We start from the raw sequence: 23,151 nt of genomic DNA, 5'->3' as shown, positions 1-23,151 counted from the left end.
CTATAATGTCGCCTCCACAGGCACTACTACTCTTGCCAACACTTCTGTCACAACTTGTTTATTGGTCTTCTTTAACGACCCTTCCATTGTTAGAACTAATCGGTGACTTAAGACATATGGAGCCATTTTCTTAACATCTCCTGGTGTGACGTATTCACGACCATTTACAAATGCTGCCCCTTGTGCGGCTCTCATTAATGCCAATGTCCCACGCGGGCTTACCCCAAGCTCTATTTCTTCATGATTTCTCGTCATATGGACAATATTGAGTATGTAATCCTCTACTACGGAAGATACTTTGACCTGTTTCACCTGTTCCTGCAGTTCCATTACTTCCACCTTGCTAAAGAAAGCAGTCAATTGTTTAATAGGCTCGTCTAAACGGTATTTATTCATCATTTCCTTTTCTTCTTCTAGTGTTGGATAGCCTAAATCAATTTGAATAAAGAAACGATCCATCTGCGCTTCGGGCAAAGGAAATGTCCCTTGCTGAGATTCAATTGGATTTTGTGTTGCAAGCACCATAAATGGACCCGGAATAGCTAATGTTTCTCCATCAATGGTTACTTGTCGCTCTTCCATTACTTCAAGTAAACTTGATTGCGTTCTTGGGGTGGCACGGTTAATTTCATCTGCTAATAAGATATTTGTCATGATCGGGCCAGGTCTTAATTCAAAATTTTGTTCCTTTGGATTAAAAAACTGAATCCCTGTGACATCACTTGGCAGCACATCTGGTGTAAATTGAATTCGTTTAAAGCCTGCATCCATTGTCTTGGCAAAACTTTTTGCCAACATCGTTTTACCTGTCCCTGGAACACTCTCTAATAACACATGCCCTTTATTAAGTAACGAGATAAATAACAGTTCTACCACCTCGTCTTTACCAATGATTACGTTAGACATTTCTTTCTTTAATTGTTCTACTTGTTTCACTATTTGGCACCCCTTTTTAATTTTTCTTTCTATTTAGAATTATTTTACCATTATTTCACATGAATAAATAGACAAATTTTAGCAACTATTTCACAATGAGAAAAAGCCCATAGCAACAGTTTGCTATGGGCTATGAAAAAAATTATTATATTAGTCTTTGAACATCGTTAAATCTTTGGTTCTGAAGCTTTCTGGTGTCACAATGGAAATCAACTGATTTTGACTCATTTTATTTTTAATACGGTCTGCAATCCGTTCACCATACCGTTTCGTCAAATCCCCAGGGTGAATATTTGATGTAAACACAATACTCTTTCCTTGTCTTTGATTGAGAATAGAATAGATGGTTTGGTCCACCCACTCACTTACCCTTTCTACACCAAGATCATCAAGAATAAGTACATCCACTTCCGAGATGGCCTTCATAAATTTACTTTCCGAATATCCCGAATCATTATCCCAAGAAGCGACAATGGTATCCATTAATTTCGGTACATCAAAAAACATCGCAGTAATATTATTATCTTTAAAATATTTATACAAGCCTACTGCTAAATGGGTTTTGCCTCTACCTGTTCGACCAAAGTAATATAAGTTTTCTCTGCCTGTAAATTGATCGAAAAAGTCAATCGTGCTTGCTAAAGCTTCGCCTTGACTGGAATAGTCCACTTTAAAATTCTCAAGAGTAGCATCTTCGAGCTCTCTTGGAATTATGCAGAACTGTTCAAAATACTTGTGTTTTCTGCGTTTTTCCGCTTGCATCGTCTCAGCAGCTAATCGACAATCGCACTCATTTTCATACTCTTGCCATTGACCTTTATTTTCCCCACCGATTATTTGCATGCGAACGCGTTTTACTTCTCTATTACATTTTGGGCAGACTCTTTGGGAAAGGATCTCGGTTTTCCCCATGCTGCCAATAACGGCACCAATCTTTTTCATCGTCGCCACCTCCGTCAAAACTTTGTCATTTTTTCTATATCATTTGAGTTGGATTTTTCATTTACTAGTGCAATTATAATAGTTTCGGTTATAATAATACAAGAATGTTAACGAGTTCGGAGGGAAAAGAACATGTTAACCGGATGGTTTTTATGGTTAATTTTATTTTGGGTTGTCACAATGATAGGTTTACTAGCCATTGGCGGATTCTTTATGTTTCGTAAATTTCTTAAAAGGATGCCAAAAGAAGACGGGAAATCGGAATTGGATTGGCAGGACTTCTATTTAGAAAAAACTCGTCACCTATGGCCGGATGATTTGAAACAGTTACTAGAGGAGCTCGTTTCTCCTGTACCGGAATTGTTCCGAGATATTGCCAGACAAAAGATAGCCGGAAAAATCGGTGAAATTGCCTATAAAGAAAATGCAAAAGAAATTACAAGAGAACATGTTATTCGTGGCTATATTCTTGCTACACCTAAACGGGATCATAAGTTCCTGATAAAAAAATTGGAACACCTTAAGATTGATCATACCCCGTATCAACACTTATTTTAAAGGAAAAACCTCGGTTATTATACCGAGGTTTTTATCGTTGGTGGAATGGAAGCACTCTCTATCTTCTTATACTTTACATACATTGCTATTCTCCATGGTACAATCATCCCAAAAGCAAGCAGCCAAAACATTCCGGTTAGTTCACCAATATCAATCTGTGTACTAAGAACAAGCTTCATGACAATCCTCACGGCCAACAAACCTAGCAATATAAACACAAACGCCTTCGATCTCTTTAAATATATATCATTATTCTTCATCTCAAATTTAGAAGTTTTTATCAGGAAAATGGAAAATATCGCACCAACTGACAGAGCTTCTACTATTTGCAAAGAAGAAACGCGAAATTCAGGAAATAGGAACATTAATGCCCCAGTACTCATGAAAATGGGAGGTAATACAATTTTTTTTACTGATGAAGGTTTTTTCGCAGCTTTCATTCGAATAAACAAAACAAGCAATGCCATACAAACTGCGATAATCGTAGATAGTGCTGTATTCACTTTAATCATCCTCTGTTTTCACAACTTTTAACCTCTTACTATTATACCGAAAAAGAGAAATTTTAAAAGTCATATCTAAGGTTTTTGTAAAGCGCGATAAATCATAGTGGAAACAACCATTAAGAATGTGAACAGTATTAAATAAAATGTATCTAAGACCCACCAATTAGCCGGTAGAGATCATAATACTAAATATAGTAACTAACGAAAAAAACTATCGTTCAAATAGACGATAGTTTTTATATTTATCCTAACACTCTCTTAACAGCTTCTAACACTCTTCCTTCATCAAAAGGCTTTACAATGAAGTCTTTTGCACCTGCTTCAATTGCTTCTACAATCAGGCGCTGCTGTCCCATGGCTGAGCACATAATGATTTTGGCTTTTGGATAGTCTTTCACTATTTCACGAACAGCTTCAATACCGTTCATTTCAGGCATTGTAATATCCATTGTTACGAGATCAGGCTGGTGATCGCGATAAAGTGAAACCGCATCCCTTCCATTCTCTGCTTCACCTATCACAGTGTGGTTAGATTTAGTTAAAATGTTCCCAATTGTTAGTCTCATAAACTTTGCATCATCCACTACTAAAACGTTAGCCACCGCAGAGTCCTCCTTATGTCCTATAAAAAAGTTGTAATTTTCCTTTATTCCCAATTTTAACTTTACTCTTTTCGGACATAAGAATCAACTAAAATATCACACAATTTAAAATCCTTGGAATCCTCCGGTAATGGCAGTGAGCCAAGCAATTATTTTTGTTAACCAATTAAAGAAAAGAAGAATACCCATGAAAATCATAATATATCCACCAACCTTCATGATTGGCACATGGTTGCGTCTAATCCATGATAATTTTCCAATAAAGAAAGATAGGACAAAAAATGGTATGGCGAATCCAAGTACATAAGCAGTCATGTACATGACTCCCGAACCAGGGTTGGCTGCCGCCAAAGCCATGACAGATACAAGAATCGGGCCTGTACACGGTGTCCATCCAGCTGCAAAAGCCATTCCAATTAATACAGTGCCGATATACCCCGCGGGTCTATTTTTAAAAGTCATTTTTTTATCGCTCATTAAAAATTTCGGTTGGAAAACACCTAGAATAACAAGTCCAAAAAAGATGATCAAGATGGCACCAATCTGCCGAATCAAATCATTATACTGTACAAAAATTTGTCCTAGAAACGATGCGCTGAAGCCCAACCAAATAAAGATAATAGAAAATCCTAATAAGAAAAACACTGTATGTAAAATACTTTTACTACGAAACATTCCTTTATCATCTTTCAATTCCCCTACCGATACACCGGTGATATAGGAAAGAAACGCAGGATAAATTGGAAGTGTACATGGGGAAATAAACGATAAAAACCCCGCTCCAAACGCTAACAACAGCGTAACATCTGCAGTCATAATATCACTACTCCTATTCAATTATAGTTAATATAGTAACAGAAAATGCATAACAACATACAGGTGGTTTATAATAATCTATGACGAAACCGTGACAAAATATCCTAATTATTTTTCACTAGTTTAACAATTATTAAAGTACCATTAACTTGCAATTTTACCTTTGTATTGCCTCCTAAATTCTAGTATAATGATGTTACGAATTGGAAGAAGGAAGGGTATTCAACATTGGCTACTAAACACGAATTAATAGAACTAATTGAAAAAAAGCGATCCGAACTGATTGATATTGTCGCAAAGTACGGAATGTCCTCTTCTAAAACATTAAAGCTCAGCCAGGAACTAGATACTTTATTAAATAAGTATGATACTTTATTAAATAAGTATAATCATATCATCGTCCCTAAATAATACATAGATTCTATATGAGCTTTTACCATTAATGAAACCCCTCCTCAAAATTGAGGAGGGGTTGTGTTTTGTGTTAATAAATACAGGCATAATGGACTCAAATCGCAATGATTATGAGTATATCCCCTTGTCTATCCGGGTATATTCAGTAAACTTAAGATTTTTTCATGAAAATTAACTCAGGCTGGGTAAGCTGGCTATTTCCAAAAGTCCTCCTCCCCCTTTAACATCCTTTTAAAGCGTCGATCTAACTTTAAATCCACCTTCCAAGTGAGTACGTTATATCTAAAGTTCGTGACAAAATACTTTATTATTGAATTCTAATTCCATTTATGGTTTAATTAATAAATCGTAATGATTACTATTTTCGAAAAGGAGAGAACTAACTTATGGCTAAGAAATCTAAAGTGGTAAAAGAAAGAAAGCGTCAGCAGCTGGTTGAACAGTATGCAGAGATCCGCAGAGAACTGAAAGCAAAAGGTGATATAGAAGGGCTACGTAAATTACCAAGAGACTCTTCCCCTACTCGTTTAAAAAATCGTTGTGAGGTAACTGGCAGACCTAGAGGTTATTTACGCAAATTTAAAATGTCACGTATTGCTTTTAGAGAGTTTGCTCACAAAGGGCAGGTACCTGGTGTAAAAAAGGCAAGTTGGTAAGTAGTATTCACAAAGATAATGGAGGTGTTGTTAATGAAGGAAAGCTTATACAGATACCTTACAAAATGTATTGTGGCAGAGCTTCCACCTGAAAAACAGCTCTTCTACAAGTTTGTTGAAGACTTGGAGAATGCTTATGAGGAACAAGCAGAAACACCTGAACATTATTTCGATTTACTTGTGAAAAATCACCCTTATGTTCAAGCAGCAACGCACTTTCATATTTCTGTGGAGACTGCTCGAAATCTAATGCTAGAGATTGATCAAGAGATAAAAAATAAAACAGATCGCAGAATGCAACAGGTATTCTCGGTTGACTATACTAAACAAGTGTCTGCAATGGAAAGCTCAAATAAGCACTACTTCTTCATTGGAATATAATAAAGGCTCTCTCACTTAGGTTAATGTGGGAGAGCCTTTATAATTTTTTAACTACTAGTATTATGACCACCATCTTATTTTTTTAAAAAGCTTTTTCCCTCCCTTTCAATATGTTATAAAGAATTTTTTTCAGGGCGAGTAAAAATTCAAGGATAGCAAATATTAAAATTGATTTCACTTTCAAACCAAAAGGAGGTTTCATAAAAATGAAGAAATCAATGCTTTTGCTTGCGTCTGTTATTTTCTCATTAAGTGTACTTACTGCATGTAATATGGGGAACAACGAGCCTGATAATGGGCCGGAGGATGTAGACTATCGCCCTGTCCGCTATGACCGTGATCTTGATCGTGACCTGAACAGGGGTCTTGATATTGACACAGACCCAAGGGATGTAAGAGAACCTGGTGAGCGTGATACTCCGTATAACATGGATGAAGAAGAGCCGGACTTGGACGAAGAGCCATCCGAAGAACGCCGTGGAAGATAATAGCAGAAAAGCCCCATAATTGGGGCTTTTTCTATACAAGACTCCGCATAGAAGATTGAGCGCAGGCTATACAAAAGAGTATTATTCTGAAGTCATACTCTCGAATAAACTTTCTCTCGTTTAAACTTGAATTTTTTTGTAAACGTTATTACACCATCAAAGGTAAGGTTTTCATGTCATAGATTTTTTCGAGAGTATTTTCTTGTCCTCCCCCTCTGAGTAAAGATATCCTTCTACAAGCATGTACCCGAATACAGGATATATCACATACTCCGAAAACCCTTTGTAATTAGCAGGGAAACATCGCTGGTAGTGTTCATCCATTTTATTAATATCGGGTTAGATTCTGCCTAGATAACCCATGCGCAAGTATCCCAATCAATAAGCGTGACGTTTCCGTCAGCATAGATAAGATTGGCTATCCAGAAGTCCCGGTGGCAAAGCACGAGTTGCAACTTTTCGATACGGGAAAAATTTCGTCTGCTTGCTCATAGATGTCTATATGCATTTGCCGCACGTGCAGGGGGAATTTACAGTCTCTCGATCGTATATAATCGTAAACGACAGGCCATGAACGGTAATGTTTATAGGTGTTGTTCATTATTTAAAGTTGAGTCTTTACTTATCGTTAATCATTAGGCATAGGTTGAACCAATTCTTCTTATGTATTTCTAACATCAGAGAAATGGTCGATATTATAATGACCATCAGGTTGAATGGGCCGTCCTTAACTAAAGTAACATCAAAACTTTAGACTGTAGCAGCTCTTACAGCTATGTCTAAACAATGTTCTGTTTTACATCCCACAATAACTAGATGTTCGACCTTATTTGCTTTTGCGTCCAATCGCAATGGGCCTTGTCATACATTGGTTGTCTTGAAAACCTAATTTTTTATAAAAGTTCTGAGCATCAGTAGTAGCCAAAGCAAATGCTGTATCTTTTATTTCTAGATGTTCAAATATACAATTCATTAGCCATTGCCCCAAACCTTTCCCCCTGTAGCTATCATCTATAACCACATCCATAATCCAAGAGAATACTGCTTTATCTGTAACAACCCTGGCAAATCCAATTTGTTTGCCGCTTTCATACAAACCAAAAGAAAGGGAATTCTTTATACTTTTTTCGATAGTTTGCTCGGTTCTATTAGAAGCCCAATAGGTGTTCGAGAGTAACTGTGTTACAACCTTAATATCTATTAACTTTTCATCGTCACTGATCATAAATTCGGTTTTAAACCACTCCATTAAGTAACCCCCATCAAAGAATAAATGATAGCCGATCTTAAAAATATTGATTCTATTTTCTCTTCCAGGTACCGTGAATAGTCGCCTGCATTTATGAAGAAAGATGTTTCTGAATTTCTATTGTTTCTTCAAGAAAAGGATTAGGAAACAAAGTAAGATCTATTACAAAACAAAAAGACCTAATAATGTATAAAAACTTTTTCTTTTAAAAACAATGATGAAATAGATTTTATATATAATAAAAAATTAGTAGCCCTATAAGCTTAAAACTAGCATTTTTCCAACCACTAATAGTTAACTAACTGTTGAAATGCTTCCTTTTACATGTTCAAAGATTGATTGTATTTTTATGGCCACTTCTTTTGGTTTAACATTAATAGAAGATAACTGGTTTATCTCTATCCACATAGGTAGATAAGTTCCTCGGTTACTATTACAATTTGTATACTCTTCACCTTTCCCTGTACCAAAAACCCCCGCTATTATCTCAGCAAGGAAAAAGTATTGAGTGCCTTCAAACTCAACTGTTGCGATACACTCATTTATAGTAACTGTTACCCCTAATTCCTCTTGAGCTTCTCTTTTGGCTGCTTCTTGAGGTGTCTCTCCATCTTCTATTCCACCTCCAGGAAATACATAATAAACCGAATCCCCTCTATTCCTCTTAATTAGAGCTATTTTTTGATCTTCAACCAAAACTACTGAACCTCTATTTCTCATATTTCCCCCCATAGTTGAAATACATTGTGTTTATCAAGAATGCCGATTTATTCCATTTTGATTATTTCATATTAAAATATCTGTATCAATAAGTTATTATCCATGGCTATAATAAAAACGAGCCCCGATAAATTGATTGGAAATTGGAATATTCACGTATTATTGCAATGCTTTGTTAACTGATTCAATTGCATGAATTTCTGTTGTATTGAATAGAGGAACTTTTGAGTCCTCTTGTTTGACTAACAATCCAATCTCCGTGCACCCTAATATTATTCCTTCAGCACCTTTATCAACCAAGTTCTTGATTACATTAATGTAATAATTCCTTGATGATTGATTGATATTTCCTAAACATAACTCTTCATAGATAACCTTGTTAATCATCTCTCGTTCATGTACATCTGGAATTAAAACCTTTATACCATTTGACGTTATTCGTCCTTTATAAAAGTCTTGCTCCATCGTGTACTTAGTACCTAATAGTCCGACTGTATGAACATTCGATGTTCTTATTTGATTTGCTGTTGCATCAGCAATATGTAAAATGGGAATATGGATCTTTTCCTCAATCAAATCTATTACCTTATGCATCGTATTTGTACAAATAACAATAAAATCTGCCCCTCCTTTTTCTAATGATAGGGCTACATTTCCTAACATTTCACCTGCTTCTTCCCAATTGCCTTCTTTCTGAAATCGCTCGATCTCTTCAAAATTAACACTATACAAAAGGCATTGTGCTGAATGTAATCCACCCAATCTGTTTTTTACCTCTTCATTAATTATTCGATAATATTCAACCGACGATTCCCAGCTCATTCCACCTATTAATCCTATAGTTTTCATAAAAATACCTCATTATTTATATTTAAAGTAATTTGTCCCATTACCTTGTTATAGTATTCCCTTGTATTTTTTCCTACTTAGTTCCTTAAAGTCCTCAAAGAAGGGTTTATTTGTAGGGGAAATATTAGCAGGTAAATCATTCATGCTAAAAAACTTAATTTCGGCACTTTCTATACCATCAGGTTTAAATTGACCACTATAGTTTATTGTGTAAAATACTACATTAACAAAGTAAACCTCGTCACCATTTGGATAAATGTGATGCTGCTGCTTGCCAGAATAAACATTCAACAACTTTAATTCTGCTATATTCATATTTGTTTCTTCATATACTTCTCTTATTGCGGTTTCTTGAATGCTTTCTCCTACATCCATAACCCCACCAGGTATACACCAGTTACCATCATCACTTCTTTTGATTAAGAGAATTTGATTGTTAGAGTCTGAAACAATAACACCTACTGCACATATTATTAGTGGCATGTTGCCTACCTTCTGTCGTAAATCCTTTATGTAATCCATTTAAGTCCCCTTTTTAATGCGCTAACTTCTCTTTATTGGTAGACAAATCTCTCCGATTACTCTATATATGTCTTTCTAAAACCATAAAAGAATCTAAACCCTTTTTGCTCATAAAAAGTACGAGAGGTACTGTTAGCCAGCATTTCAATTCTTGTAGTTGGATATAAACTATGTACATACTCAAGCAATATTTCTCCAATTCCTAACCCACGGTAAGTACGATGTACTAACACCTCGCAAATGAACAATGTAATAGATTTATCGGTAAGCCCTCTAATATACCCAACCAACTGTCCATTTATTTCTGCCACATAGGCAATATTTGAATTATTCCATGCTTCCTTTGTACTCTCCTTGTTTTTAACAAGGTTATTCCATTTTTCATCTGCATTTAGTTTATCAACATGGATAAAGTCTTCTTTTCTATAATTCCTAACCTCAAGCAAATGTTCATTTTTCAGTTTTATTCACATTACATCACCACCTCTAGAAAGCAAAGATATATCCTTGTATAGTGAGATCGGTTCATTATCGTAGTTAATAACTAATCAAACCTATGATAAATTTGTATTCTTTTCTACTTTTCTTTACACGCTTAATACCTTCTCTTAAATCAAAAATGAAAACGGTCTTACCAATCCATACTCGTATATAAAAAGAGTGGAATTTCACTGGTCCAATGATTCCTCTCTCCTCTTTTTCAGTGCCATCTTCCAGCTCTGTTTCTGTCCTTATTATCCAAGTGTTTCCTAAGCCTAATTCTATGTATTTCATACGATGGCCCCTCTATTTTCTAATAACAATTACTTCATAATCTATAGAAATTGCTATCCTGCTTCAAAGAAAAGTGAGCGCTAGTCCTTGTTACAGGATTTTCCACGATAATGAAGGGATAATTTGGTATTAAAATATTAAATTACGAATGTACAAAATCCCAAATAATAAAGTTCCACCAACTAGAATTAATAGTGCAACCATAAGAAAACCATAGATTAGTCCTTTACCCATTGCAGATATATCTAAAAATATGTTCTTTATTTCATCAACTAGTGTCTTCATAGAACCTCCTCAAGCATTACTATTATCTCTCTAGCCGTTTGATAGCTATTCTAAGTATGCTGCCGCACCAACCCATTTTCCCTTCAACTATTGCGCCATTTTTTAAATATCATTTACCCCCAATACTTAAAGAATGGCATTTCATTATTTCTCCCAAAGTTCGACCAGTCGTCCATCAGGATCTTCAATCCAGATAAACTTTCCATATTCACTAATCTCTATTTTCTTGGCAAGAGGTACACCTATATGTTCCAGATGTTTAATTGTTTCGTTTATGTTATGTACTTGGAAATTTAACATTACTTGTTGTTCTGATGGAAAATAACTGTCATTCTCTGTAAAGAAAGAAAAGATTGTCTCATTTCCTAACTGGGGCTTTATCACCGTCCCATTCCAGTGTTCGATTTCAATATTTAACACATCACTGTACCATTTTTTTATTACTTCAAGATTATTTGTTCTCCAAAAAACTCCTCCAAAACCTTTTATCATCTTACCCAATTCCTTTCTATTTTTAGATTTGCTTGAAGACGATTGGCGAGAAAAGAAGCTTGGTCTCATTAAGAATTCATCCACATTTATTAGTCTAAGTCTTGATGACTGTGTCAGCATTATTTAATGGGTTGAAGGTATTAATGTAGTATTCTTCTGCCTTCCAATATCTCTTCTCAAATTTTTCACGATTAAGTCTTGTAGCTTCTAATTCACGCCCAAACCTTTTTTCTCGAGAACAATTCAAGTATATTATTTCGTTATAAAAGTTTTTCCACTCTTTACGTTGGAGAAAAACTCCTTCTATAACAATTAACCCAGCTTTAGGTAACTCAACTTTCTTCATTAAATGCCTATCATTTTCATTGTCGTAAAATGGCAGCTTGACATAAGTACTGCTGTCTCTAAGTTTTTTAAATAAATTTTTTCTTAACCATTCAACATTCCACTGTAAATAAAAATACTCATACCATTCTTCAAATCCCGTATTATAACGCTCACTTCGATTAACAATGTGGTCATCAATATGGAAAATCGTGTATTCCACCTCTTCTTTCTCTAGCCCATTACTAAGATGTTTTACAAAAGTGGTTTTCCCAGAACGACTGAGGCCATCTATGGCAAGTATATATCGTTGATTAGCGTTAACGAATGCATTTAGGTTTGAAGTATCATCATTATTTATGAACATATTTACCTTTCACCCCTTGATATTTCCTGGATTGTGCAAGGCATACACTAACCCTAAACAGTTTCAGAAACTTGATTCAGTTTTTTCTTCAGTATAAAAACCTGCCTTAGACGGCTGCGTGTTAAAGATAAATAATAAAACCGTTACGGCAAACATCAGTAAAGTTCCTGCTATGACGACAAATTGAATAGATAGTATTTCAGCCATAATTCCAAAAATTAAAGTGCCAATAATGGTGAAAAAAGCTCCGATAAAACTATAAATACTACCAACCCTCCCCATTACCTCGACAGGAACATTATTTTGATAAAAAGTGTAGAATCCTGTGTTCATAAAAGCCATTGAAAACGATAGAATGAAAAAACCAATTGCTGCTATCAAAAATTCACCCGATAAAGCATAGATCATATAACCGCTTGATACCATCAAGGATCCAAGACCTATCAGCCAAGACGTAGCTACTTTTTTAACAATGATTATGTTTACTAAGGAGCCTGCAACTATTCCAGCACCAGCAATGCTTACCAGGAATCCATAATCTCCCTCTGATAAAGAAAGCACTTCTAGAGCAAAGGCTGCTTCCAGTGAATCTACAATCGTTGCTAATACCATGACCGCACTAAATAGTAAATAAATAACCATTATATATACGTGTTTACGACTAAAATCAACAACTAATTTCCAATCATTTTTCAGTACCTTAAAGCTTAGTTTTTCGCCTTTTGTTTCTATTAGATCATTTTTTTCAACATTAGGCATGAATAATGTGAATAGTGCTGCTAAAAAAAGCGCTATTGCATTTAAAAATATCGCAATATTAGGGGTGCCACTCATGAATATGATTCCTGCAATGGCAGGTCCGGTAACAAACGCGCCAGAATCAATGAAACTTACGAGAGAGTTAAATCGTTTCCTCTGAGCTTGAGGAATTAATTTAGTTATGTAGGTCATTGTTGTAGGACCAGCCATGGAACTAGCTATACCTATTAAAAAGACAAGACTGTATATAGTCCAAATAGATGAAAACAAAGGCAAAAAGGCAACAAACACTGCTTGAAATATAGTAAGCCACATGATTAGATGCTTTTTATTCAATCGATCAATCAAACTACCCGACCAAATGTTAGTAAATAAAGTAGATAAAGCTCTAAGTATATATAGACCTGAGACAGCAAAAACCCCCATCATATCAAGAACAATTAAGTTTAATGCTAAAAAGTACACCCATTCCCCTATACTAGAAATCCCAATAATAGTTAATAAAATAGAAGGGTATTTCCACGACTGTACAATCATTTTTATACGCATTTTTATTTCCACTCCTTTTAGAATAAAAACTTGGACAATAAAAAAAAACTCACCCCCAAGAAGTTTATCTTGAGGACGAGTTATTGCGCGTCGTGGTGCCACCCCAGTTTGGTAATATGTTCCCATTTTACCCTCATTAGGTACGGTATGAAACACATACATATACCATAGCTCTATAACAGGAGCTCCTGTCACATTATCACTTAAATGGATCCAATGTGCTGCTCAGAGGCTTGCTTCAGTAATGAAATCCTTACTCCTTTTCACCATACGGAGCTCTCTGTGAATGATTACCATTACCTACTCTTCTCTTCATCGCTTTTTCTATTATTTAACATTATCCAATATTCAATCAATTATGTAAATGCTTAATTTTAATATATTTAAACAACATTTTGAAAAAACAACGGATAACTAGCTTTTTCCATTAACTCATAAATCTTATTACTTAACTTCTCCTTCAATTCCCTATGTTCCTTGTCTTCTGGCTCCCAATTATATCGTGGAAATACATGTGCATGTACGAAAATAGTAAAAACTATTAAATAATTCTTTTTCTAAGTAAATATGGTACGGAAGATTTACTATTAATTAATCCCTTTGTATTGGTTATATGTATGTAATCTTCTGCTTTCTCAGAATCCATCCACGTAATTTCTTCAATTTCTTCTGGCATTGATATATTGATTTCTCCACCAATAATTATCCCTCTAAAAGTAAAGAAAACAGCATGATGTCCCCTATCTTCAAAGAATGCTTCACCCACAGAAAAAACACCATGTATCTCCACATCTAAACCCGTTTCTTCTTTTACTTCACGGATTGCAGCTTCTTCAAGTGTTTCTCCAGTCTCAACTGCACCTCCAGGAAGTGTATAATAAGAAGCGTTCTTCCCTTTATTTTTTACCATTAATACATTCTCGCCCTGCTCATCAAAGAGTAGGACGTAAGTGACATCTACTCGTTTCATAAATCAAACTTCCCCCTTTAAGAATGAAATGGACAGACCTATTTTTTCCACCTCTAATCCCACCGTTTAACTTCACAACCAAAAATATAAACGCGCCTCTATTTGAATAATAAAATGGTGATCTTTCAAAGAATGGATAACCAATGTTTACTACTGATTAGTGGAAAGTCTGTTATTTTTCATTCAGTATTAACAAGAAATGTCTTCACCCGCACGCCACATATCAACGGTTTTATGAATAAATTGTTCCAATCCCGTCTCTTCCATCTTTATTGATTTTTTAACGCGAATGCAGCCTTTTCCATAGTTATAACCCGCTAATAACGTTTCTGCATTTCCTATCTTATCGATTGAACCGACATAGAGGCTGACATAATGTTTTTGCGCGTTTAACGCAAAGACATAGTTATCATCTTTACCATAATTCAACATCTTATAGCGAATCACCTCTTCTAAATCGGGTGCATATGTAAGGATTATTCTTCTAATGAAGAGAAGTTTCTCTTTTCGCCAATCGTCTTCAAGCAATTCAAAATATTCTTCAGAATTCTTTACATCATATTGCATGTTACATCTCACTCCTACATTTTTATAGTTTACATAAATAATGTTTGTTTTCAGTTCTTCTATTATATTTTAAAGCACAAAAAAAATTGTTACCAGTACTCTCACTGGATCTCAAAGCATTACCTTATTTTCAAAATTACTAATATCACAGAGTTCCCAGTGAAGTTTAAACACCTAATAGTTCGGTTTAATGAGTGTCTCGTTTCATCCAATTTTAAATCTAATTTTCCCACATTGGCAAACCATAAGAGGTATTTGAGTATTTAATTGAATGGAAGGACATTAGGTCATAACCAGCAAAATAGATAGAAATGTGTAGATCTGGCAAAGTTTTATCTTTTCTAATATGTTTCGTAATCGATTTAAACCTAAGCGAGTAAAACGGATGAAACTGTTCATAATAAGGATAAAAGTACCACGGGGTAAGCAATGAAACCAGATAATCAGATTAACTCATCAGAAGAAACAGACAAACAAACAGAAATTGAACTCAGTAAAGATCATATTATTTCTCAATTTCATAATTGCTCTGACCTTACGCATAGAAAGTTTACGAATACATCATTAGAGCTGCTATATTTCAAAAATATGGTTGATGAACAAATTCTGGATAGAAATATTGTCTCAAATATTAGAGATCTATCTGAAAATCAAATGGAGTCCATCATTTCGCAGTTAGATACAAAGAAAGTTTCATCCAATAAAGAAGGAGTTAAAGAAGTTCTAAATGGAAACATAGTTGTTTTCTATAAGGATGAAGTATTTACAATTGCTGCATCGAGCTCTGAAACAAGACCTATTGAAGAATCTGAAACAGAGTCAATTATTCTCGGACCACATGTAGCTTTTATTGAATCCTCAGATAAAAATATTTCGCTAATAAGAAAACGAGTAAAAAGTTCTCATTTAAAATCGGTTGTTCTCTCGGTAGGAGAGATTTCCAAGACAAATGTAACCATAATGTATATTGAGGATATTGCAAATGTTGAATTTGTAGAATTATTAAAGGAGAGAATAAACTCTATTGAGATACATGGGGTGCTGGATACAAACGTATTAGTACAGCTTATTGATGATAACCCATACTCCCCTTTTCCCCAATTTTTTGTAACCGAACGACCAGACGTTGTTGCCTCCAAGCTATTTGCTGGAAAGGTAATCGGAATCATTGATGAAAGTCCATATGTATTTTGTAGCCCTTCTAGTTTTTTTGATTTTATGCAATCACCCGATGATTATACTCAAAGGTGGATTACTTCTACATTTATAAGATTATTAAGATACTTTGCGCTTTTTATTACGCTAACGTTTTCTGCCTTTTATGTAGGTATTTTAACATATCATTATGAAATGATTCCTCAAAAACTGTTACCTAGTATTATCGAATCCAGAAGTAAGGTACCGTTTCCACCTATATATGAAGCCTTGTTTTTAGAACTCGTCATAGAATTTTTACGGGAAGCAGGAGCAAGACTCCCAACTAAGATAGGACAAACGATTGGAATTGTCGGTGGAATTGTTATTGGGCAAGCTGCTGTAGAAGCTGGCATTACAAGTAACATCTTAATTATTGTAGTCGCTACTTCTGCTATTGCGTCCTTCGTAATACCAAGCTATTTAATGAGTGGTTCCATTAGAATTATTCGTTTTTGCTTTATTTTGATAGCTGCATTTTGGGGAAATATCGGTCTAGCATTTGGTATCGGCTTATTTGTTATTCACTTAAATGGGATAACGAACTTGAAAGCTCCATATTTCATTCCGGTCTCCCCTACATATTTTGGTGATTGGATTGACACGATTATTCGCGCTCCATTTAGTGTAATAAAAGACAGACCTGTCCAATCTAGATCTAAAAATAAAGATATTAACAAAATGAAGAAATAGGTGAGGAAAATATGAATGAGAGGCTCCACCCGTTTCAAATAGCAATATTAATATATATGACCCAATCAGGTGTTACTCTATTTAGTATTCCACGGTTAACGGCAGAAGCATTTGGTACAAACGGGTGGGCTGGTTTAATTATTGTGTTTATCATTATAAACATTAATATCTTATTAATATCTCTCTGCTATAAATTCGGACATGGACGTTCAATTTTTGAAATTCTAGAGTCGAATATTTTTAGATGGTTTCTTATTCCATTTTATTTAGCTGTATCTATAGTGTTTATTGTCCTTGCTGTATTAGTCACCAAAAAATATATCATTTTATTAAAGATTTTGTTTTATCAAGAAACACCTTTCTTCGTCTTTTTCTGTATGGCACTTCTTCTATCGTATATGCTTTTAACAGGAGGTATTTACCAAATAGGTAAAACTACTATTGTTTTATTTTTTATCACCATATGGACTGTGTTCCTTTTAGCATTTCCCATTAAAGAGTTTGAAATTATTAGGTTGACACCATTCTTGTTTCAAGGTGAAAAATCTATATTTAAAGATGGTATGAATGTTTATACTGCTTTTCTTGGCTTTGAGCTATCATTGTTGCTGTTCCCATACGTACAAAAAAAGTGGACTAAAAGTATTTTTATTGGTAATGCAATAACAACCATTATTTATTTAGGTGTATCCTTCGTAAGCTATGGTTTTTTCAGTTTTGAACAATTGAAGATGGAAATGTATCCTGTCATTACAATATTAGAGTCTATCGATATTCCTTTTATTGAACGAGTGGAAAATGCCATCTTTTCCTTGTTTTCTTTAAAAGTTTTAATAACGATTGTTATGTATTTTTGGGCAGCCACAATAATGATTAAACAAGTGAATCATAATGTAAATTCAAAAATTATTAATATTGTTGTATTGTTGGTAGGATATTTTATTTCTCTCATTCCAAAAGTATTAAGAGATGTGGATTTATGGTTAAAGTGGTTTACTTACATCCTTTCTAGTCTCGCTATGATAATCCCTATCCTTCTTCTACTAATAATTTTTATCGAAAATTTCTTAAAATCAAGGAGAAAGATTTCCCAATGAGAATAATATTAATTTTACTTGTATTGCTTCTAAGCGCTTGTGGAGAAAGAAAGCAAATTGTAGAAGAACTAGCATTAATTAATGTGATTTCTTACGATTTATCTGAAAATGAGGAAGAACCTTTACAGGTGACTATAAACTATCCAATTATAAATAATGAAGGGGAATTAACTAACGATATATTAAGCGTTCAATCAAAATCAAGTAAAGATGCACGTATGAAATTTACTAACTTATCTAACCTCCAAGTAGTTAGTGGACAGGTTCATTTAGCATTATTAGGAAGAGAATTAGCTGAAAAAGGAATCCTCCAGATTCTAGATACTTTTAAACGAGATCCTAATATTGGGTCGCATGTCAACCTAGCAATTGCGGAAGACAATGGTTTTGATTTGTTAACATTTGAATCAAAGGAAGGGGATTCAAGTGCTTCATATTTATTAACCATGTTCAATAAATTAAAAGCTGAAAAAGAGTCAGTAAACTACCATACATTTCAATTCTTTCGTGATTATTATGACGATGGCATAGATCCTTTTCTTCCAATAGTATCAATTAAAGATAATAAACAAGCGATTGTAGGGTACGGTTTATTTAAGAAGGATAAATACGTAGAAAAGATCAATATGGGTCAATCCCTAATCTTATTTTACTTAAGGGATGATATAAATAAGGGGATTATTAATCTAAATGTATCTGTTGGCGAGGAGGAGGAAGATGACAAGCTTTTACAAAGCAGAGTAACGTTCGATTACAAAAAAAGTGACTCGAATACAAGTGTGAAAATAAAAAATGACACGGTTGAACTGAAGAAAAATGTAGAGTTAGAGATTAGTTTATTAGAGTATACAGGTTCAATGAACTTAAGCGAGGAAAAAAATCAAAAGATAATTGAAAAAAAAATTGAAGAGTATTTAAATAATCGTACAAATGAATTTATGGGACAGCTACAAGAATTTGGTTGTGATCCTATAGGTATAGGTAAATACGTAAGAAACCATATGACTTATCAACAATGGCAGGAAACAAACTGGGATCAATTATACAGCTCAATGGATATTAATATAAAATCGAAGGTTAAGATTATGGATTTTGGAAAAGCCAAGTAAAAATAACACTTCAATTCATACTTTCGACTGAAGTGCTTTCCAAGTGTTTTTCATCATTCATTGAATCATCTACTCTATATCTTTCAGTTACGTCATTTATTAATGGAATTCATTAATTGGAAGAAGTATTCAGGTTGATGAGTCTTATTTAGGTTATACCATGAATGTAATGTATCTGGAGTAAAAACTTCTATTTTTTTTAGAACCTCCATTGCAAATTCCAGAGGAGCTATCCCTGATGCAGTAACTAAATTCGCATCAGATACCGCAGATTTCAACTCATACAACTTTTCTCCTTTATAGTTAGGACATACCATTTTAGTATATTCTAAGTTATTACTTGTATGCTTTTTAGTATCCAAGTATCCCATATTTGCCAGGCCGTCCGTTGCACCACAAATCGCACAAACAATCGTGCCAAGCTTTAATGCTTGACCGATTCTTTCCAAGATAGGATGATGAATTTCTTCACTCCAAGTAGTCCCTCCTGGTAAAATTAAAAGGTCTCTACTTTGAAGAGTACATTCATCAAGTGAAATATCTGGTTTTATACTCAGTCCTCCCATAGTAGTTATCATTTCTTTATTAGCTCCTACTGTAATTACTTTTAAAGGTGCTAAATCTTTTTTAAAAAATCTTCCTGAGCTTAGTTCAGCAATTAAATATCCATATTCCCAGTCCGACATTGTATTAAATACATATAGAAAAGCTTTTTTTGTTTGCATCTAATCACACTCCAATCACAATTGATATAGCTATTATAAAATAACTTCCCTGACATTTAACGTCAGGGAAGTTATCATATTTGATGAAATTTTGTTAATTCCGACAGAACTTCAATAAGTCTTTTCTTAAGACTTATTGGCTCCATAACTTTAATAGATTTATTGTACGGTAAAAGTAGATAAGGGACATATGTATGCATCACATCTTTTTCAAGAAGAAAAACTGCATGATTTGAAGTCCGTTCTTGTAGATAATGTCCTAAAAACCAATGGTCGCAAATATCAGCCAATACACTTTTATCCGCATTAATAACCAAAGAAATAACCCCTTCCTTATTTTCTATCTTTGGAAGAAGGCTTTTTATAAAAAAGTCATGTGCTGAAAAATTGTCTGGCCGATTAAACTTATTTTCCGTTATCATTAGATTTTCCATTCGATCTACTCTAAAACTACGGATATCATTCCTAAGATGACAAAATCCAATCACATACCACTTGTTATTCCAATAAATAATTCTGTACGGATCGACCGATCTATTATTTAATTTCTTTTCGCCACTTTTTTGGTAAAGAATTTTTACTGAGTACCCGTCAGCTACGGCCTGCTCCAACTCCTTCAAAATAGGCTCCAAAGAGAGTGAACTGAATCGACTTATAACTTCAAGACTAGTTAAATGTTGGTTTATCTTTGTTTCCTGCTCTTGATTTGAGTATTTTCTAAGTTTTGAAATAGCCCTATTTAGTGCTTCCCCTCCATAATATCCCGCTTCTTCTGCAAAAACAGCAGCATGAAGTAGTGAAGTTTGCTCCTCAAAATCAAAAAAAAGAGGAGCCTCTATAAAATTGTTCAATAAAGTGTATCCACCGTTATGTCCTGGTTCTGAAACTATTGGTACGCCACTTGTTGAAATTGTATCAATGTAACGATAAACAGTCCTTATATTCATCTCTAACTTTTCTGATATTTGTTTTGCAGTAATTTTTTTACCTGACCGAAGCATCCATATGATTGCTAACATATTGTCAATTTTAGGCATAAAATTTCACCTCCATTTGAAATTTACTTTCTATTATTCTTTGCCCCTTCTTCATTAAACTCAAGGTCATATATCCAGTGAAAATAATGTCCCGTCTTCCTTCAAAATATAACCCTACATAAGAATAGGACGTGTTTAAACAAACGCGCTCTTAAATGGAATTACTCAACTAACAATCTAGATTGTTTTGGACTTCACTTGAGATACAAGATAGTCTAGTAGCTCAAAGTTCAATTAATTACTTCTGATCAAAGCCACTCTCCTCCATATTCACGAATGAATTCCATATCATTTTCATAATGCTCAAGGTGTCCTTCGTCTATCATTTTTTGAAATGCCGTGTCTCCTTCGTTGGACTTTCTCTTCATGTATTTACATAACCCATCTAACCGCAACAATACCATCTCTAAAAAACCTTCTTCTATACCTTCAATATCGTAAGAATTAAAAAACAACTTAATTCTTGTTTTGATCCTTTCTGCATCATTTAAAGCATTATAATAGACAGCCTCACCTGCTTAGTTATGATAAAGTCTGCTTAAAGGAACGCATGTATAGAGGGTGTAAGCTATGTCCCAAAGTCTTGGGCCGGGAGCTGCAACATCAAAGTCAATAATGCCTACTGGCTGTTCATGATTAAAAATAATATTGTACACAGCAAAATCATTATGACATAGGACCTCTCTATTAATAGGGGTATTGTCAATTGGAATCCATTCATCTAACAAAGGAAAGTCACTTACTGCGTCATGATAAAGACGAAGCATATGTGCTATTTCTTTTAATACATCATTTGACCACATATATTTTTTCAAAGGGTAATTTCCAGCCTCTCCTTCGATGAAGGATAATATCTCCCTATTTTTTTCATCTATACCCAAAAACTTCGGGGCATAATTAAAACCTTTGCTCTCTAAGTGCTGCAACAATTTATGTATTTTCAAACTATCAGATTTTATTTTTCGTCGTACAGTATCTTCAAATCGATATACATTCGAGACATTCCCTCCAGATAACAGTACTTCTTTCTTAGAGTTTGACATTGTATCACCCCGTAATAGAGAGTTATGTTGATTTATTAGTTGCTGTGCAATAATATCTTGTGAATCCCAAGTGGTGTGCATATCTGAAGGTAAAGTAATCTTATATTCCATAAAAACTCCAGTAAAGTCTAAAGTATATAATTTTGTTAGAGGAAATCAGTTTGACTCCATACAATTAATTTTAAATACATCTATATTTTCGTTTTTTCCATCAGAAACGGTTTCAACAAAAGTCCAACCTAGCTTTCTATAATAATCAGAACTATCTTCTGTCCTTAAATAAAGTTCTTTAAACCCTAAATCTTTGGCTACATCTATTGTTCTAGCTACTAAGCGTTGCCCTATCCCTATGCTGCGATATTCTGGTTTGGTATATAATGATGCAAGCCAAGGTCTATACATACCTCTTATCTTTAAATCATTTTCAAAGATTGATACCGTCCCTAGACATTCGCCGTTCTCTAATGCCACAAGAGTTATTGGAAATTCATTGTGTTTTGTATTAGAAAAATGTTTAACTACATCATCAAACGTCAAACCACTCTCTGTTTTTAATACGAATTCTTGATAAATCATTTCAGAAACTTCTTTTATTTTTTGAGGATGGTTTGATAAAAAATCAATATGCATTATAATCTCCCTTAGTGTTAAATTCAACTGCACTTCAGAAAGTAACTTACCCAGATCATTAGTCCAATTATTTCATGATCAAAAAATCCCTTCAATAAGACTTTTTCCATGTTACATATAAAAAAAGCGCGCTAATCCGGTTTGCTGAAGAACGAATCTATCCGAAAATTTGTGCAGCTATGCCATATAATGTTTTAGTACGTGGTGGTAGTAGGTATGAATTCTTAATCAGAATAGGAGGTTGACTAACTTTTATGAAATTATTTTTTTCTAAATGCGCCATAAATGCATCATTTCCAGATGGAATATCTATTCTTAAGTTACCTTGATGACTTCCAGCTAATCTATTAAGTAATGCAAACGCTACATGATGATTAGGTGCTTCAATTGGGCCAAGTATAAGATTGATAGGCCCTAAAATAGATAAGCCATATCCAATAATTCTCCCATCTGGATTTTTGACAACAAGTGACTCTTTAGCTTGGTTTATCCTATTGCTAATAAAAACTCTTCTTTCTACACCAACTGCATTCTTATCTAATTTTACAACCTGAGGTAAATCTTCCTTACGCATCTGATGAATCTCTATTTCAAGAGTGTCATCTAAATTTGTAGGGGTATAATTGTCACATAGATATTTATTTACAGTATCTGTATATATAAACCCCATACTATTGATGCAAGGTTTACGCCATAAGGAATTATTGCAGCACTAGCCACAATTACCCCTTCATCAATCTTGTAACCGTAAACTTTACCTGATGACATTATCGTTTGAATTTCATTTTTATCATAGTCCCATCCTACTGAAGCAGATAATTCAATTAATCCAGGTATATCTCTTTCTTGAAAAACTTCTATTATACTATGAAAGGATTTAATCATTTAACAATACTC

The 23,151-nt window shown here is 34.2% G+C and carries 31 protein-coding genes, 2 pseudogenes and 1 other annotated feature; of the genes and pseudogenes, 8 read left to right on the top strand and 25 right to left on the bottom strand.

Annotation, left to right across the window (positions count from 1 at the left end; translation table 11 throughout):
* Positions 1–936 (bottom strand): AAA family ATPase, encoded by a 936-nt coding sequence (locus AAV98_RS00425; RefSeq protein ID WP_231687663.1) that lies wholly within the window; start codon positions 934–936, stop codon positions 1–3.
* Between the two features lie 150 nt (positions 937–1,086).
* Complete coding sequence (locus tag AAV98_RS00420) at positions 1,087–1,878, bottom strand: ATP-binding protein (RefSeq protein WP_060663584.1); 792 nt, start codon at positions 1,876–1,878, stop codon at positions 1,087–1,089.
* Between the two features lie 132 nt (positions 1,879–2,010).
* Here AAV98_RS00420 and AAV98_RS00415 point away from each other — a divergent pair, with 132 nt between their 5' ends.
* Positions 2,011–2,436: a DUF2621 domain-containing protein gene (locus AAV98_RS00415; RefSeq protein ID WP_060663583.1), complete on the top strand. Its 426-nt coding sequence runs from the start codon at positions 2,011–2,013 to the stop codon at positions 2,434–2,436.
* 17 nt (positions 2,437–2,453) lie between these two features.
* On the opposite strand, the gene AAV98_RS00410 is transcribed toward AAV98_RS00415, so the two are convergent.
* The 3 genes from AAV98_RS00410 to AAV98_RS00400 form a co-directional block, all read right to left on the bottom strand.
* Entirely contained in the window at positions 2,454–2,948 is a 495-nt protein-coding gene (locus tag AAV98_RS00410; RefSeq protein WP_060663582.1) for a CcdC family protein, read from the bottom strand.
* A gap of 236 nt (positions 2,949–3,184) precedes the next feature.
* Positions 3,185–3,544: a response regulator gene (locus tag AAV98_RS00405; RefSeq protein ID WP_060663581.1), complete on the bottom strand. Its 360-nt coding sequence runs from the start codon at positions 3,542–3,544 to the stop codon at positions 3,185–3,187.
* Between the two features lie 105 nt (positions 3,545–3,649).
* Positions 3,650–4,360 (bottom strand): cytochrome c biogenesis protein CcdA, encoded by a 711-nt coding sequence (locus tag AAV98_RS00400; protein WP_060663580.1) that lies wholly within the window; start codon positions 4,358–4,360, stop codon positions 3,650–3,652.
* A 228-nt stretch (positions 4,361–4,588) separates the two neighbouring features.
* Here AAV98_RS00400 and AAV98_RS00395 point away from each other — a divergent pair, with 228 nt between their 5' ends.
* From AAV98_RS00395 to AAV98_RS00380, 4 genes are all read left to right on the top strand, one after another.
* Entirely contained in the window at positions 4,589–4,771 is a 183-nt protein-coding gene (locus AAV98_RS00395; protein WP_060663579.1) for an aspartyl-phosphate phosphatase Spo0E family protein, read from the top strand.
* Positions 4,772–5,160: 389 nt separating this feature from the next.
* Positions 5,161–5,430 (top strand): 30S ribosomal protein S14, encoded by a 270-nt coding sequence (gene rpsN, locus AAV98_RS00390; protein ID WP_060663578.1) that lies wholly within the window; start codon positions 5,161–5,163, stop codon positions 5,428–5,430.
* 33 nt (positions 5,431–5,463) lie between these two features.
* Positions 5,464–5,811 carry a hypothetical protein gene (locus tag AAV98_RS00385; RefSeq protein ID WP_060663577.1) on the top strand — a complete coding sequence of 116 codons (348 nt, stop codon included), beginning with the start codon at positions 5,464–5,466 and terminating at the stop codon, positions 5,809–5,811.
* Between the two features lie 206 nt (positions 5,812–6,017).
* Positions 6,018–6,299 (top strand): hypothetical protein, encoded by a 282-nt coding sequence (locus AAV98_RS00380; RefSeq protein ID WP_060663576.1) that lies wholly within the window; start codon positions 6,018–6,020, stop codon positions 6,297–6,299.
* A gap of 350 nt (positions 6,300–6,649) precedes the next feature.
* On the opposite strand, the gene AAV98_RS20850 is transcribed toward AAV98_RS00380, so the two are convergent.
* From AAV98_RS20850 to AAV98_RS00325, 14 genes and pseudogenes are all read right to left on the bottom strand, one after another.
* Positions 6,650–6,745 (bottom strand): phosphotransferase, encoded by a 96-nt coding sequence (locus AAV98_RS20850; RefSeq protein WP_331456860.1) that lies wholly within the window; start codon positions 6,743–6,745, stop codon positions 6,650–6,652.
* A gap of 215 nt (positions 6,746–6,960) precedes the next feature.
* Positions 6,961–7,136: pseudogene (locus AAV98_RS20645) on the bottom strand (cysteine hydrolase); the annotation flags it as partial.
* Positions 7,126–7,548, bottom strand: a complete 423-nt coding sequence (locus AAV98_RS00375) for a GNAT family N-acetyltransferase (RefSeq protein ID WP_060663575.1) — start codon at positions 7,546–7,548, stop codon at positions 7,126–7,128. The gene AAV98_RS00375 and the pseudogene AAV98_RS20645, both read right to left, overlap by 11 nt.
* A gap of 294 nt (positions 7,549–7,842) precedes the next feature.
* Positions 7,843–8,268, bottom strand: a complete 426-nt coding sequence (locus AAV98_RS00370; protein ID WP_060663574.1) for an NUDIX hydrolase — start codon at positions 8,266–8,268, stop codon at positions 7,843–7,845.
* Positions 8,269–8,427: 159 nt separating this feature from the next.
* Positions 8,428–9,117: an aspartate/glutamate racemase family protein gene (locus AAV98_RS00365; protein WP_060663573.1), complete on the bottom strand. Its 690-nt coding sequence runs from the start codon at positions 9,115–9,117 to the stop codon at positions 8,428–8,430.
* Positions 9,118–9,165: 48 nt separating this feature from the next.
* Positions 9,166–9,639: an NUDIX hydrolase gene (locus AAV98_RS00360; protein WP_060663572.1), complete on the bottom strand. Its 474-nt coding sequence runs from the start codon at positions 9,637–9,639 to the stop codon at positions 9,166–9,168.
* Positions 9,640–9,695: 56 nt separating this feature from the next.
* Complete coding sequence (locus tag AAV98_RS00355; RefSeq protein WP_231687662.1) at positions 9,696–10,085, bottom strand: GNAT family N-acetyltransferase; 390 nt, start codon at positions 10,083–10,085, stop codon at positions 9,696–9,698.
* 91 nt (positions 10,086–10,176) lie between these two features.
* Positions 10,177–10,413 (bottom strand): DUF3977 family protein, encoded by a 237-nt coding sequence (locus AAV98_RS00350; protein ID WP_060663570.1) that lies wholly within the window; start codon positions 10,411–10,413, stop codon positions 10,177–10,179.
* Positions 10,414–10,542: 129 nt separating this feature from the next.
* Complete coding sequence (locus tag AAV98_RS20445) at positions 10,543–10,698, bottom strand: hypothetical protein (RefSeq protein WP_197284189.1); 156 nt, start codon at positions 10,696–10,698, stop codon at positions 10,543–10,545.
* A 144-nt stretch (positions 10,699–10,842) separates the two neighbouring features.
* Positions 10,843–11,190: a VOC family protein gene (locus AAV98_RS00345; RefSeq protein WP_060663569.1), complete on the bottom strand. Its 348-nt coding sequence runs from the start codon at positions 11,188–11,190 to the stop codon at positions 10,843–10,845.
* 94 nt (positions 11,191–11,284) lie between these two features.
* Positions 11,285–11,881, bottom strand: a complete 597-nt coding sequence (locus tag AAV98_RS00340) for a kinase (RefSeq protein ID WP_060663568.1) — start codon at positions 11,879–11,881, stop codon at positions 11,285–11,287.
* Between the two features lie 63 nt (positions 11,882–11,944).
* A complete protein-coding gene (locus AAV98_RS00335; protein ID WP_082380738.1) occupies positions 11,945–13,189 on the bottom strand; it encodes an MFS transporter in 1,245 nt (414 codons plus the stop codon).
* Positions 13,190–13,257: 68 nt separating this feature from the next.
* Positions 13,258–13,514: a binding site (T-box leader), on the bottom strand.
* A gap of 216 nt (positions 13,515–13,730) precedes the next feature.
* Positions 13,731–14,159, bottom strand: a complete 429-nt coding sequence (locus AAV98_RS00330) for an NUDIX hydrolase (protein ID WP_060663567.1) — start codon at positions 14,157–14,159, stop codon at positions 13,731–13,733.
* Positions 14,160–14,348: 189 nt separating this feature from the next.
* Complete coding sequence (locus AAV98_RS00325; RefSeq protein ID WP_060663566.1) at positions 14,349–14,726, bottom strand: iron chaperone; 378 nt, start codon at positions 14,724–14,726, stop codon at positions 14,349–14,351.
* Between the two features lie 429 nt (positions 14,727–15,155).
* Between AAV98_RS00325 and AAV98_RS00320 the strand changes: the two genes are divergently transcribed.
* The 3 genes from AAV98_RS00320 to AAV98_RS00310 are packed head-to-tail and all read left to right on the top strand — an operon-like array spanning position 15,156 to position 18,819.
* Positions 15,156–16,613: a spore germination protein gene (locus tag AAV98_RS00320; RefSeq protein WP_082380703.1), complete on the top strand. Its 1,458-nt coding sequence runs from the start codon at positions 15,156–15,158 to the stop codon at positions 16,611–16,613.
* Between the two features lie 11 nt (positions 16,614–16,624).
* On the top strand, positions 16,625–17,710 hold the full coding sequence (locus AAV98_RS00315) for a GerAB/ArcD/ProY family transporter (RefSeq protein ID WP_060663565.1): 1,086 nt from the start codon (positions 16,625–16,627) through the stop codon (positions 17,708–17,710).
* Entirely contained in the window at positions 17,707–18,819 is a 1,113-nt protein-coding gene (locus AAV98_RS00310; RefSeq protein WP_060663564.1) for a Ger(x)C family spore germination protein, read from the top strand. The genes AAV98_RS00315 and AAV98_RS00310 overlap by 4 nt, the downstream gene beginning before the upstream one ends.
* Before the next feature lie 92 nt (positions 18,820–18,911).
* Here the strand turns inward: AAV98_RS00310 and AAV98_RS00305 are convergent, their stop codons facing one another.
* From AAV98_RS00305 to AAV98_RS20635, 6 genes and pseudogenes are all read right to left on the bottom strand, one after another.
* Entirely contained in the window at positions 18,912–19,544 is a 633-nt protein-coding gene (locus AAV98_RS00305) for a type 1 glutamine amidotransferase family protein (RefSeq protein WP_060663563.1), read from the bottom strand.
* A gap of 74 nt (positions 19,545–19,618) precedes the next feature.
* A complete protein-coding gene (locus AAV98_RS00300) occupies positions 19,619–20,581 on the bottom strand; it encodes a helix-turn-helix transcriptional regulator (RefSeq protein ID WP_060663562.1) in 963 nt (320 codons plus the stop codon).
* A gap of 248 nt (positions 20,582–20,829) precedes the next feature.
* Positions 20,830–21,624 (bottom strand): annotated as a pseudogene (locus tag AAV98_RS00295) (phosphotransferase).
* Positions 21,625–21,780: 156 nt separating this feature from the next.
* The gene (locus AAV98_RS00290) at positions 21,781–22,254 is read right to left on the bottom strand and encodes a GNAT family N-acetyltransferase (protein ID WP_060663561.1); all 474 of its coding nucleotides are present in this window, start codon (positions 22,252–22,254) and stop codon (positions 21,781–21,783) included.
* Between the two features lie 157 nt (positions 22,255–22,411).
* Positions 22,412–22,828: a hypothetical protein gene (locus tag AAV98_RS20640; RefSeq protein WP_231687661.1), complete on the bottom strand. Its 417-nt coding sequence runs from the start codon at positions 22,826–22,828 to the stop codon at positions 22,412–22,414.
* A gap of 68 nt (positions 22,829–22,896) precedes the next feature.
* Positions 22,897–23,139 carry a hypothetical protein gene (locus tag AAV98_RS20635; protein WP_231687660.1) on the bottom strand — a complete coding sequence of 81 codons (243 nt, stop codon included), beginning with the start codon at positions 23,137–23,139 and terminating at the stop codon, positions 22,897–22,899.
* Positions 23,140–23,151: the final 12 nt, after the last annotated feature.

The organism is Bacillus sp. CHD6a, assembly GCF_001293645.1.
GTDB lineage: Bacteria > Bacillota > Bacilli > Bacillales > Bacillaceae_I > Sutcliffiella_A.
The sequence above is the reverse complement of the archived record's forward strand: the minus strand, read 5'-3'. Positions and strand labels throughout refer to the sequence as shown.